This is a genomic window from Pseudomonadota bacterium (genome assembly GCA_018242545.1).
In the GTDB taxonomy this organism is placed as follows: domain Bacteria; phylum Pseudomonadota; class Alphaproteobacteria; order 16-39-46; family 16-39-46; genus 16-39-46.
The window spans coordinates 1-13806 of record JAFEBT010000055.1 but is presented as its reverse complement, the minus strand read 5'-3'; the positions used below and the strand labels follow the sequence as shown (position 1 = coordinate 13806).

7 protein-coding genes are annotated in these 13806 nt (G+C 35.7%); 3 read left to right on the top strand and 4 right to left on the bottom strand.

Annotated features, from left to right (window positions below; all coding sequences use genetic code 11):
* Positions 1 to 38 precede the first annotated feature (38 nt).
* The 3 genes from JSS34_07000 to JSS34_06990 form a co-directional block, all read right to left on the bottom strand.
* The gene (locus tag JSS34_07000) at positions 39 to 224 is read right to left on the bottom strand and encodes a hypothetical protein (GenBank protein ID MBS0186068.1); all 186 of its coding nucleotides are present in this window, start codon (positions 222 to 224) and stop codon (positions 39 to 41) included.
* Positions 225 to 266: 42 nt separating this feature from the next.
* Positions 267 to 428, bottom strand: coding sequence for a hypothetical protein (locus JSS34_06995; GenBank protein MBS0186067.1), 162 nt, complete (start codon positions 426 to 428; stop codon positions 267 to 269).
* 295 nt (positions 429 to 723) lie between these two features.
* On the bottom strand, positions 724 to 864 hold the full coding sequence (locus JSS34_06990) for a hypothetical protein (GenBank protein ID MBS0186066.1): 141 nt from the start codon (positions 862 to 864) through the stop codon (positions 724 to 726).
* 492 nt (positions 865 to 1356) lie between these two features.
* Between JSS34_06990 and JSS34_06985 the strand changes: the two genes are divergently transcribed.
* Positions 1357 to 1494, top strand: a complete 138-nt coding sequence (locus JSS34_06985; protein MBS0186065.1) for a hypothetical protein — start codon at positions 1357 to 1359, stop codon at positions 1492 to 1494.
* A 205-nt stretch (positions 1495 to 1699) separates the two neighbouring features.
* Here JSS34_06985 and JSS34_06980 read toward each other — a convergent pair whose 3' ends face one another.
* On the bottom strand, positions 1700 to 8770 hold the full coding sequence (locus JSS34_06980) for a hypothetical protein (GenBank protein MBS0186064.1): 7071 nt from the start codon (positions 8768 to 8770) through the stop codon (positions 1700 to 1702).
* A 662-nt stretch (positions 8771 to 9432) separates the two neighbouring features.
* Here JSS34_06980 and JSS34_06975 point away from each other — a divergent pair.
* The gene (locus JSS34_06975) at positions 9433 to 12774 is read left to right on the top strand and encodes a tetratricopeptide repeat protein (protein ID MBS0186063.1); all 3342 of its coding nucleotides are present in this window, start codon (positions 9433 to 9435) and stop codon (positions 12772 to 12774) included.
* Positions 12775 to 12862: 88 nt separating this feature from the next.
* Positions 12863 to 13806: AAA family ATPase (locus JSS34_06970; GenBank protein ID MBS0186062.1), on the top strand; the 944-nt coding region annotated here is incomplete at its 3' end.

Here is a 13806-nt window from a genome sequence, read left to right as displayed (position 1 = left end):
TGCTTCCATTTGCAGAACATCATACTTGTTATTTTAATTTATGGAAATAGTATTAGATTTTGAGCGGAAAGAGAAGAAGATGTACTCTTCTTTTCAAGCAAGGTTTTAAAAAGCTCTGAAAGTTCTTTAAAACAAATGGTATATTTATCAGACTTCGTATTCAAAAGAATAAGCTCCTCTCGAAATTGAGTCATATAAATATGTTCTTTTAAATGATAGTACATCTTTTCTCTCCTTTCTTTCCGAGCTAAACAGAGAGGAACTTTTTATTTTTTTGGTGGCGTTGGTGGGAGGAATCGATAATTAAACCCTTCAGGCAAACATCCAAGAGCTCCTTGTGTTAACAAAGAAGCTTTGTTCTCTAGATTGAGACCAAATTGAGTATGAAGGTTTTTTTGTCGTTTTTCTTTTGTCATGATGGCTTTCATTTTTTTGCTCCTTTCGAATTTGGTTAATGTTTAAAGAAGATTATTTCTCTTTCTCCTTTTGAATCCATAGGATGAAAAATCTTGTACTTAAAAATGAAGATCTCTTATTCAATTACCATCGCCATTGCCCAAACCACTCTATAACTCCATATGTGGAACCTTTGGTTAAGAAAGACGCTTTTTTTTAAGAGAGAGACTCCATAAGAAAGGTTAAGACTCTTGGAAAGTAAATTATTTTTAATGAGTGTCATTTTTTTTCTCCTCTAAATTAGATTAAGTTATGTGAGAATCAGTTTTAACCGCGAATGGGACGATATGCTGCTGGTGCTTCAGATAAGCCGAATCTAGTCCATCCTTGCGTTAAAGCGGATGCATTTTCTTTTAAAGAAATGCCATATTGGGTATGTATTTCATGTTTATTTTCAGCTGCTTCCATTTTGTTTTCTCCTAGAATTAATGTTGTTAATGTTAGGTGAAACTCTTAAAATCCGGACTTTTAGAAAAAGTATTTTCTGGAAGAAAAGGGTTTTAAGAGTGATCTTCTTAGGAGAATGATTTCAGTTTTGAAGATGCAAAAATATCCGGAAAATCTAAGGAGATTCTGGAAAAATAGTTTGAATGATGAAAAATCTTATATAAAATAAAGCTTTTTTTGAGCTCTTTTTTTTCTTAAAATTGTGAATATGTACGTAGAAATTACGCAAATTCAAAATAACAAAAGAAATAATTTCACTTATCCTTGTATAAATTGAGAGCTTTGCGTGGTTGGAACCGCAGGAGGTAAAAAGCTATAATCTGTAAATTTCCTGTAAAATTTTTTCAAAAACATCTGTTTTATAGTGAAAAAATGAGATATTTTTTCATAAACTAAGAGCATATAGTACTGAGTTAAAAAGGAAGATGGACTGCCTCCTTTAAATACGGGATTGTGCTTATATTTGATACGTTAATTGTTAATGCTAAAAATCTCTCTGAATTTGATGAGGGTGAAAAACTTTTGAAATGGAAAAAAATCGAAAAAATTGTTGAAGATGTTTATAATGCGCTTGAGGACCAAACCTCTTAATCTCCCCTTATAATATCCATAAAAATGCTATTTCAGGTGTCCAAAGAGAAAAAATGTTTGAGTTGAGATTTAGGGTCTTGTCATTTTTGTCGGCTGTCTTTGACGCGTAAAATTTCCGATCCTTCAACAATTTCAAGATTTCAGAATGCTCTTTTTAGGAGCATTCCGAAAGGGTTTTTACATTTTAGTTGACGTTCCCCCCCCGTCATTTGTTTTTTTCAGGGCTTTCTTCTGCTCTTACGTTTTCAGAAGAAGAAAGGCCACCCGAAGAAGCTTCTGCCATTGCAGAATTTGTGGCGGTTGCTGCTGCCAAAGCTCTCACTTCCAAAGCACGTAAGATGGGGCCTTTAAATTCATCCTCATAATAATCTTCCATCATTTGAGCAAAAACGTCCACTTGGTCTAAATAGAATCTTTCTGTTTGAGCTTCGCTTACATGAGTTTTGGCAAGTCCTTTTCCCATAATAATGGATCTTCCAAAGTCTCTAAATAAGCGCGCTGCTTCTACTTCAGGAGTCTGAGCTCTTACGCCCAATTCAATGAATTTTTGAACCAACCACGCTTTATTAGTTGGGTTTTTAAAATCAAGGCTTGCTATAAATGCTTTTGCAGATTGCATCTTTGTCGCGCCTTCAAAGATGAGATTAATACGCTCATCTATATCTCCTCTAAGACCTGTGATAGCACGTTCATCAACCCCATGAGGACAACTGTCAGCAGCTTCATAAGCTGAGAGTGACTCGCCCACGAATCCTCTCATCCAAACATCGATTTTTTCTAAATGAAATTTCATCAGCCAAGTTACGATTTTGGAAACACACTCTTTCGCCCCTGGCATGTCCATACCCGCTTGGATAGATCGAAGGGCACTCGCATGTCTAGAGGGCGGATAATTCGTTTTTATCCAATTGTGAATCTCTTTAAAAGCCCTGACAAACCCCATAACAGGAACGGGAGAAGCTTCTTTTGTTGATAGATCCTCTTCAATAATATTCATTGCAGCCTCATGCTGCGTCATAGAACCTTCAACATGAGAAGCGCTCACCGCTGAAAACTGATGAACTTCATAACGCTGGTCAAACGCAGGTCTATACGTGCTTCTGGGGGGTGCATGACGTGCTGCTGCTGGTTGCCTGACCTCTTGAGGACGGTAACGGGCGATTGTTTGCTCAATCGTCTGTTGCCATTCGGTTGAAGGTTGCCTTCCTAATGTCACAATCATAGGTTGAATCCCACTATCAGCTGGAACAACTGCCATAAGGTCAGTCCAATAGATTCCTAAAATGCCTTGCAATAAGGTACGGTTTTCTGTTGGAACATCTGCCAAAAGAAGGCGTGTCAGGATCAATTGATCTCTCGTTATTAAACCAGAATGAAGGGCCATTTGAAGAACCTCGCTTCTTTTCTCAACTGAAAGGGTTGTATTGTCTTCAACATAAGAAAGCAGCGTCGATACGAGTAATTCTTTTGTTATTCGAGAGAGGGGTTCTTGCCGAATTCTCATGTTGCCTATAACAATACCATCATTATGCCATCTTTGAATAAATTCTCTGATATGTGTTATCATCTCAGGCGTCAGAATCGTCTGTAAAACACCACGCACAGTCTCTCTTTGTTGCGGAACACAATCATTCATAAGAATAACGGCCGTATCGATGCGCTTTTTAAGGGAAAGGTGATCATTTCCAATAAGAGATAATAAATAAGTTCCAACGCGCTCTTTTTGTGTTGGGGTTCCATGAAGAAGAACTCTAAAAGCAATATCTCTCAAACCATTATGATACGAAAAGACAGCATCTGAAACCTCTCCTTCATCATTTAAGAGAGAGGTATTCAAAAAGTCTCCCGCACGTTCTTTTTGATCCTCAGTTTCCCCATATTGAAGGAGAAAGAGGGCAACTTCACGATGCGATGATAACAAACGTTCCCGCTCTCTCTCTTCTTTTGATTTTTTGTCTTGATGCCCCCAATGATGGTCAGTGGAGCCTTTCAAAATATCTGGATCCGACATCAGAGGAAGAAGGATCTCACCCATTCCTGCAGGCATTTCTTTTCCATAGGAATATCCGCTCAGAAAGAGAGCCGTATGATTAAAATCTTCCCTTGAAATCTGAGGGTCCTTCAGAACACCCCAAAGGATACGCCAGGCACGATTTCCTTGCATTTCTGATCTGGCACTTGGAGAAATGCCATTACAAAACGATTGCATTCTCCTTGAAATCTCTTTCCGCTTTTCTAAAGGTGCTCCTGGTCGCTCCATAATCGTCAATAAAGCGTCATAACCAGCGAGCTGCTCAGCTGTTAGGTGATGAGAGGAAGATCCAGAATAGTTTCTTTCAGCTATTTGTTCTGCAATACTAAACCGCTTTTCGAAAGAAAGAGAATTATCAAAATTCTGAACAGAATCTAATATTCGATGTATTAGTTTGACCCCTTGTTCAAAGTGTTCATAATGTCTTTTCTGAGAAGACCAACTAACTCTATTTGCTAATTCCACACAATTATCGGGAGAAAGAGCTGGGTTTTCAAGAAGGGAAATTAAAAGATCACTTGCGCGCTTCTGAGCTTCAGGATCTCCCTGTACAAGCATGGCGGTAAGTGGATCTATCTGAGCACAAAGCGCGCTCTCCTCTCGAAAATCCTCAACGATTGAAAATACATGATGGATCCCTGCTTTTTTTTGCTCTGGAGACCCTAGAGAAATAACTTTGTTTGCAAAGTCTAAACGCTCTCTTTGAGAAAAGGTCGATCCCTTATCTTCAAGAATAGATAACAAAAGAGCAGAGGCACGTACTGCCTGTCGGTGAGGCGTGACATGATTCCGACTTGAGGATTGATCGCCGATAAGGGACTCTGCAATATTCAAAAGATCTTTTTGAGAAATATCCGAATGATGAGAAAGGGTTTCTAAAATGTCAAAGGCCGTTTGTTTTTGAGTTTCTGTCCCTTTCCAAAGAACCCTATCTGCTTGTTTGATTCGGACCTTAAAAGGAAGATCTGTGCTTTGAGCAATGGATAATAAAATTGAATGCGCTGCTTCTTTTTGAGCTGTTGTCCCCGTATATAAAACCCTTTCTATTGCACTAAGACGGTCTTTTACATTAGCTCCCCATAAAAGCGGGTCAATGACTTGAGCCAATAGAAGAGAGTTAACGTCCTCCTGAAGTTCCGCTTTATTGACGTTCTGACTAAAATGAGTCATCGAATCAACACGCTCTTTAAAAGAAGGCCATATGGAGGGATCTTTCAAAAGAGCAAGCCAAACCGCAAAGGCCTTCTCTTTGTGTGCCTCTGTAGGTCCATACCAGCAAATATCACGTATCAACTCAAGGCGACTTGAGAGAAGGGAGGAATTTTCAAGAGGTTGAGCAGAAAGTTCCAATAAAAGAGAACATGCTGCCTCTTTTTGCTGAAGGCTTCCATATTTAGAAATCGTCTTCAAAAGACTTAACCTCTTCTGCGGATGAATGCCCTCTTTCTCAGATAGTACTTTTAAAGCGTCACAAGCCCTTTCTCTGTGTTTTTCAAGTCTACATTCGGCAACAATCCTTAAAGCAGTTCCTTGATTTTCTAGAGAATTCTGAGGATCTTGAGCGAAAGAGAAAAGCTTTTCCACAGCATTTTCTTTTGTCTCAGGTGTCCCATGCTCGAGAACTTGTCTGAGGTTCATGAAATGCGTATGAATGTCGTTTGGATGTGTTTTCTCTAATAAAAGAGCACCCGCCCGTCTTTTTTGATCCTCTGTTCCATGTTTATTAATCTCTTCTGCAAGGCTTCTCCGGTTTGCATCAGAAAGAGCAGATTGACTGTCTTCAATGAGAGACAGTAAATAGGTGCAGGCCTGCTCTTTTTGTTGCGAATTTCCAGTTATGAGAATACGGCTAGAAAAGAACCTGCGATCGTCAAGAGAAAGAGGTGAAGAATCTTCCCTTATAAGAGGGAGTAAGAATGCCGAGACTTCATGCTTTTGCTTTGCGGTAGCACCACGATCAAAGTGATTTCCCAGAAGAAAGCTAGCTATTTCTTTTCGCCGGGCAAAATCAATGTCAGTACGTCTCATAAGAGACAGTAAAAAATCCCCCGCACGTTCATAGAATTCTTTTAATTTTTCTGATCGCTCATAATTTCCCAATTTTTCAACAAGAAGTCTTGCAATTTTTATACGCTTCGATAAATCCAATTTGACGTCTTCTTGAAGAAAAGTGATCAAATGCTCAGCTGCCTTCACTTTGTCTGTCTCTTTTGAATTCCAGCTAGAAACAATATCTTCACAAAAATCTTTTCTTTCATCGAGAGAATCATTAGAAGTTTCAAAAATTGACCAAAGAACTGCATAAGCACGCGCAGAATTATTATGAGAACGAACAAAATTTGAATGTAGTGATGTCAACATAAATGCAGCAGATTTTCGGTATTCAATAGAAAGAGGAGAGGCAGGATCTTCAATTATCTTCAAAAGAGCTTCCCGCATCGTTTCTTGAGGCACAATTTCTTCGTAAGGCTCCGCCAAAGGATCAAATTTATAATCCCTCCAAAAAGACTCATATTCTTTTTTCCATAATTCAAAAGGAACATTCGGGCTTCCAAAACGGTCTAATAAAAACTCTTCTCTTTGCTGAAGTGTCCCCAGGGATCCAATCATATGAGAAATTTTTTCTTGGGCTTCTTGGGAAAGAGTAGGATCTTTTGTAAGAGATACCAAAAGAGGGTACAGAGCTTCTTTTTGAGAATTTGTTCCATATTTCATAATAAAGGTTGCTATAGAGAGACGATGCGCATTTTCAGCTTTTTCATAAAAAGAATATAAAATGTGGCATACTTGTTCGCTCTGGATTTGATCTTCTGGGTCTACTTGATTCCCAGTCATGCTCTCGTTTTCTTCTCTATGAGACTCAAGAATATATGCGATATCCAAGCACCTTTCAAACGGAAAGTTAGATGTCTGCAGAACAGAAATTAAAAAATTCCTTGCCATTTTTCTTTGATCTTGCTTTTTACTCCATAATATTTTTTGAGCAAGATCAATACGGTCCTCGTTCGTCAAAAGTTGAGAAGTTTGAAAGACAAAAAGCAAACTGTCATAGAGACTCTCTTCTTGATCCTCACTTGAATTCCAATGAAAATAATTAAAAATTTCTGTGCATTCTTGATATGATCTTTCAGGGCTTCTCAAGAGCTCCATCAATTGTTTAAAAGCCTTATCTCCACTCTTCTCATCACCTAAGTTCAAAATAGAAAAAAGGTTTTTGACACGCTCTGTGAAAGAACTTCCTTCCGCGCTTTCCATCTTCGAAAGCTGAATAGACGCCATTTCTGCTTTTTGAGTGGGTGTTCCTCTCCAGTTAATTTTTTCTTTAACGCTTTCAAATGTCTCCAAAGTCATTGTCTGATAATTTGCACCCAAAAGAGTTAATAAAAGAGCACAGACATTTTCCCCATAGTCATTGAAACGACACGATAAAATATCATTCAGACAATCAATACGTTCTTCTAGAGAAGTGAATTCAGAAGAAGTAACAGCAAGATTCGCCAAAGCTGACACTGCTCTTTTGTCTTCGTCGAGAGCCTTACGATAAGCTATTAACTTTAAGCCGCTAAGACGGGTGTTGAGATCGAGAGAAGCAGTTTCTAAAACCGTGCAAATCTCGTTACATGCCTTCTTCTTTTGATCATCATTTCCATAAGAGATAACGATCTCCAGAGTTTTCAAATATTCTTTAACATCTCTTTTATCCTTTTCGGACAATCCCAACAAATGATCGCAGGCGATTTTCTTATGGTCTGAAGTCCCATGGGAAGCAACAGTCTGAAGAAAAGACCGACGCAGAGAATTTTCTTGAGTCTCAGCCAAACTTAATAAAGCAGCACCTGCTCTCTCTTGAAGTTCATTTTTACAGCTACTAATGATTTTATTTAAGATACCAACACGCTCTTTCGCGTCTGGTTGTAATGTATTAGAAATCTTTTCAAGCTCCAAAAAAGCCTCGTGCGCGAGGTCTTTATTCTGCGAATTAACGACATAATAAAGAGCCGCAAGAGCTTCATTTTGAGGGACTCCTAAACGACGAGACCGCGCAAGAAAAAAAGATGCACAAATTTCTTTGTGTTTCTTTTCGCGAGACCAGGATAATATACTTGCAATATCAAGTTCGCTGTCGATGGACAAAGTACTATTAGGATCTAGGAGAATAGAACTCAAGGCATCATAAACAAAAACCAAAGGCATCTCTTCACTGGATTGATACGCCATTGTCTTAAGGGTTTCTAAACGCTCTTGAAAGGAGAGGAAAGTTGGATTTTCAAGAAAAGGTTGTAAAACAGAAAGTGCTCGCTTTCGCTGTTCCATATCCTGCGACTTGAAAACATTTAAGGCAGCTTTGACACGAAGAAGGTTTGGAGAAAGAGATGCTTTAGAATTTTCTCTTGAAAAAAGATCAGGAACAGAATTTTCAGCAATGCCCATAAAAATGTCTGCTATGAATTCTTTTGCATTCGGCATATCTTTAAAAGTATTTTCTAAGGTGCTCCGACACTGGTGTGATCTCCAGCTATCCGACAATATATCACTTACTATAAACATCACTACATTTTGTCTCTCCGGAGAAAGTCCTTCTTTACGAATAACTTTTCCGATAATCTCAAGTCTGGAACTTTCGCTTGAATGAGAGTTTTTGGCAGCCTCTACTAGAAAAGAAGAATATTTTTGACCATCTTCTTCTTGATCATAAAAATGACATGCGAGTGAAGTACGTTCATACATTGACAGTTCAGGATTATCGAAAAGAGTTTTTAAAACATTTTGCACACGCTGCTTGTATTCTGGAAAAAGTTCTGATTTCTCCCTTAATCTCCCAGAAAGATTATATTGCATCTGCCTCTTATATATATTTCTTTCCATCGTCTCTAAAAGAGTACGGTAACTCTGTGCTTTCTGTTTTTCATCCCCGCCCTCAAGAAGAACATTCACAGATGTAAGCCATGACATTGCTGAAAGGTGTTGCTGATGAGGAATCATACCTTCAAAAAATTCAACGGTTTCGGGTAAAATTTTATTTGGGTCGTCAGGGAGAGACCTAATTGTATCTATAACCTTTTGATCCAAATCACTATTTATTGTTCCCCGTGAAGGAGAAGATAAAAATTGTGCTGAATAAAGGTCCGTGTCTTCGGTGCCATAACCCATTCCGTTCGACTCAAGCGAGAAAAGAGAAAGGCTTCCTAACATAGCAACAAGTATGTGAGACCGCACAAAATACTTTGTTGAAAAAACTGACATTTTGAAGTTCCCTTATTTAATCAATTAATAAAAAATTACCAAAACTAAATTTTACGTTTTCAGTTTGTTGTCTCTCTTTTCAATCTCACGACTGGCCAAAGATTAAAATAAATTCTAAAATATAAAGAAGTATTGAAAACAAACATAAAATTGATACTCTTTATTTTTTACTCCAAAAATGAAAGATCAATTCATTGCTGATTAACACGCTTTAAAAAAGATAAAAGCCTATTTTGGAACAATATTGCAAGAAAAAAATGTTTTTACTCTAATAATTCAAATGATTATCTGCGAGAATATTCAGCAACGTAAGTATAGCGTTTTCATTTTTAGGAAGCATCTTCCCAAGAGTCAACCTGTCAAAGAATATGCTGGGAATATATTGGTTTTTATTACGGTTTCCACTTTGAAAAGCAAAAATTACGAGAATCTTCATTTTTGAGATCTCTTTTTCTTAAAGTTGCGAACGTCTAAGCAACAATTATGAAAATTCAAAATAAAAAAATATCTTTTAAATGAAAAAGTATTAAATATGGGAATCATCTTGACTTTAAATGAAAATGTAGGCTCAATTATTTTCAATACTTTTAATAAAATCTTTTATTTACAACGAGATCTTATTTTAAGAGTCGAAAGAATTAAAAAGATTAAAATAGTTTTCAATGATGCAAGAAATACAAACTCTCTTCCCGCATGACTTTTATATAAAGCATTTATCAATTCTTCGTAATGTTCATTTTACAGCACGAGAAATAGATGTAATCGCCTGCATTATAAGTGCAAGAAGAACAAGTAAAATCGCATCGTTTTTATCGATTAATCCAAGAACAGTTGAAACTCATATTCGTAATATTATGCTTAAACTTGAGTGTAATTCACAAGAAGGGATTATCGACTTTATTGAAAACTCTGATAAATTATCTCTTTTAAGAAAATATTATGTGCTCTTACAATTGAAAAAGGCTTTTGAGAAAATTTTAAATACGGTTTCAACATTCAGACAAGAAAAAATCCCCCTTTGTTTTTTGATCTCTGAGAATGACAAAGATTTTTTTATAGTTCAACTCAAGGAACACTTAAAACAAGCAGGTATCCGTCTTGTGACATCTGCTCGTAAAGCAGAGGCAGATAATACTCTTGTTGTTCTGCCTAAAAACGGGCCAGAAGAAGATTTTTCTACTCTTCTTCAAAAAGGAAATAAAAGTCAGAATAAAGTAATCTTCCTTTTATTAGACAAAATACATGATATTGAAATTAATAAAAAAAATCTTTCATATGATGTGGTAGATTTTTCAAAACAAAAAAATTATTATTTTTCTTTTTTTGATCTTCTTAAGAAACTTATTCCAACTTTTAATTTTGATAAAATTCTTTCTGATTTTAAAGAAAAATATAAAAATGTTTCTTTTGAAACAAAATCTCTTCATCATTCATCAGATGAGAAAAAATTAGAAAAGAGGAATCAAAAACGTATAGGATTCCTTATATTTTTTATGGGATTCAGTATTATTTTTGTGGGAAGTTGTTTTTTAATTTTTCTTGATCATCAAAAAGAAACTAAAAGTACTATGTTAAGATCAGATTTGGTTCTTCCTAAAAAATCTATTCTTCTTGATCGTTTTGAACTTTTAGGCGAAATCGAAAAAAAACTGAATGAAAAAGAAGGGATTCAAACGGTGGCTCTTGTTGGGGTGGGTGGAGCCGGAAAAACAACCGTTGCGCGTTTATATGCACAAACGCAAAAAATGAATTCCATATGGGAAATTAATGCAGAAACACCTGAATCACTTCATGAATCTTTTGAAAAGCTTGCTCACGTTCTTGCAAGAACTGAAATAGATCAAAAAGGTTTAAAAGAAATTCTGGAAATGAGAGATCCGATTGAAAAAGAAGATGGAATGATTCAATTTGTGAAAGAGCGCCTTCGTTCTCAATCAAATTGGCTCTTACTTTATGATAATGTTGTTGCATTTGCAGATATTCAAAATTACTTTCCGCATGACTCAATGACATGGGGATCTGGAAAGGTCATTCTTACAACACGTGATGCTAATATCGAGAATAATGAGCATGTTAACCATGCCATTTTTATAGGAGAACTTAATCCACAGCAAAAATTCACACTTTTTACAAAGATTATGACTCAGGATTGTACGAAAAAAAATACAAATGTATGTAATGAAAAAACAAGGGCGTTTTTAGAAAAAATCCCTTCATTCCCATTAGATGTTTCTATTGCAGCTTATTATTTAAAAGCAACAAACGTGCCCTATGATACTTACTTAAAAAACTTAGCTTATTTTGATAAAGATTTTACGAATGTTCAAGAAAGCATTTTAAGAGAGACCGGAGAATATTCAAGGGTACGATATGGTATTATTACATCTTCTTTAAGGAAGATTTTAGAAACAAATTCTGAATTTGAAGAGCTGTTGCTGTTTATGATGATGTTGAACCCTCAAGAAATTCCAAGAGATTTATTGAATAATCTCAAAGGCGATGTGCTTGTAAGCCATTTTATTTTTAATCTCAAGAAATATTCTCTTCTTACAGGTGAATCTTCGACGCCACGGGCTTTCAACTCAGCAGTTTCAATTCATCGAAGTACACAAGCAATTGGTTTATCGTATCTCTTTCAAAAATTCGAGTTTGAAAAAAATAAAAAAATGGTTAAATCGATCTCAGAAAAATTAATAAATTATATTGATCAAGCGATACAAGAAGAAAATTTAGAAAAAATGAAATTCTTGATTAATCATAGTGATGCTTTCTTGAAGCATAAAAAATTGTTAATGCCGGAGATAGAGGGAATTATAAAAGGACAATTGGGAATTATATGTTATTTTTTAGGTGATAATATAAAAGCAAAACTTTATTTTGAAGAGAGTCTTTCTATTTTAAATAAATTTCATGAAAAATATCCAACGCGTATTGCGTTGTTCACAGGATATTTAGGAAATGCCTGGAGAGATCTTGGAGACTATCATAAAGCAAAGATGCTAATCAAGAAAGCTCTCTCTATCTATGAAAAATGGTCTCCTCAAGATAATTTTAAGCATGCATATTTTCTAGTTTTTTTAGGCATTGTTGAGCGATTCTTAGGGAATTACGATGCTGCTAAAATTGTCTTTGAAAAAGGACAAGGCATTCAGAAAAAGTATTTTCCAGAAATTGAAAATTATGCAGCGTGGGTATCCGGACAGCTGGCGATTCTTGAGAGGGAACTGGGGGACTATGAAAAGGCAAAAAATATCTTGGAAAAGAGTCTTAACAGTTTTAAAAAAGACCGTTTGCCTGATCATTTTGATATTGCTTGGGCTTTAGAACATTTAGGCGTTGTTTATACAAAACTTGGGTTATATGAAAAAGCACGAGAAGCGCTTGAGCAAAGTCTTAAAATTTATGCTGTGTCTTTGCCAGATCAAATTGGCCCTAGCTGGATTTTACATCATACGGAATCTCTTCATGATTCTAAAAGTGATGAAAACGTAACAACCTTATTTGATCAGCTTCTTGAAAATTATAGAACTCATTTTCATGATAATTACATTTATGTGGCTTATCCATTAAGTAAATTAGGAAATCTTTATAAAGAGCTGGGCGATTATGAAAAAGCAGAAATATTATTGAAACAAAGTCTTGCAATTTATCAAAAAAACTATGGAGAAAATCACCTTGCAAGCATACAAACATTAAGTGATTTGGGGCATCTTTATTTTCTCAAAGAAAAATTAGATGATTCAGAGGATCTTTTAAAAAAATCTTTAAAGATCTTAGAACAAAATCACCATTCTGAAAGGTACATATGCCTTGAAAGGTTATCAGAGCTTTTCTTAAAAAGATCTAAAATAGAGATGGAAAAAGGATATAAAGAAAATGCTCAAAATTTTAAAGAACAAGCACTTTCTTTCTTAAAAAAAGCACTTGAGGTTGCAAAAGCTCAATTTGGAAAAGGCAGTCCCCATGTTATAAGACTTGAAGAAAAGCTTAAAAACTTTGAATGAATCAAAAGCTTGCTGCAGATGAATTTCACTGTATATTATACGAAAAATTATGATATGCTTTATTTTATGCTAAGGATGTGCCCCTATTATGATGAATCAACAAAATAAACCCTATACTATAAAAATTGGGACAAGTGATTTTAAAACCTTGGTTACAGAGAGTACGCTCTATGTAGATAAAACACTTTTAATTAAAAGTATTTTGGAAGATGCACATGATGTGCTCTTAATAACCCGCCCCCGCAGATGGGGAAAAACTCTTAACATGAGCATGCTTAATTCTTTTTTTTCGATTCCTGTGAAGGAAGAGGGGCAACAAGATGAAGAAGAATTCTCTAAGCGACAAAATCTTTTCTCCCATATGAAGATCGGAGCTTTCCCTGAGATTTTAGAAAAATATCTTGGGAAGGTACCAACAATTTTTGTCTCTTTTAAAGGCGTTAAAGGAACGAGCTATGAGACAATTGAAAGCGCTCTTAAAGATGTTATTTACCGAGCTTATACAGCTCATAAATACCTTCTTCAAAGTCAAAAATTAGATGAGATACAAAAGAACCTGTTCACAAAATTTATTACAAAGAATTTTGATCTTTCTGAGCTTGAAAATAGTCTTTTGTATCTCAGTGAAATGCTTTATCGACATTTTGGTCAAAAAGTTTTCATTCTTATCGATGAATATGATACGCCTTTAAATGATTGGTATGCCCTTAAGTTGGCCCAAGAAACGATGATTTCTCAGGAAAAAGATCTCTATTTTCAGAGTGTTTTGAGACTCTTTCGAGAATTTTTGGGAAGTTGCCTTAAAGATAATATCTATCTTGAAAAAGGAGTGGTGACTGGAATTCTTCGGGTGGCAAAAGCCAACCTTTTCTCAGGCGTTAATAATCTAGGAGAAGATTCGGTTTTAGATAAACGGTACGCTTCTCATTTTGGATTTACAGAAGAGGAAGTCAATACACTCCTTTATAAAGTTGGATTAAACAAAGAGGCAAAAACATCAACTGAACTTAAATCTTGGTATAATGGATACAA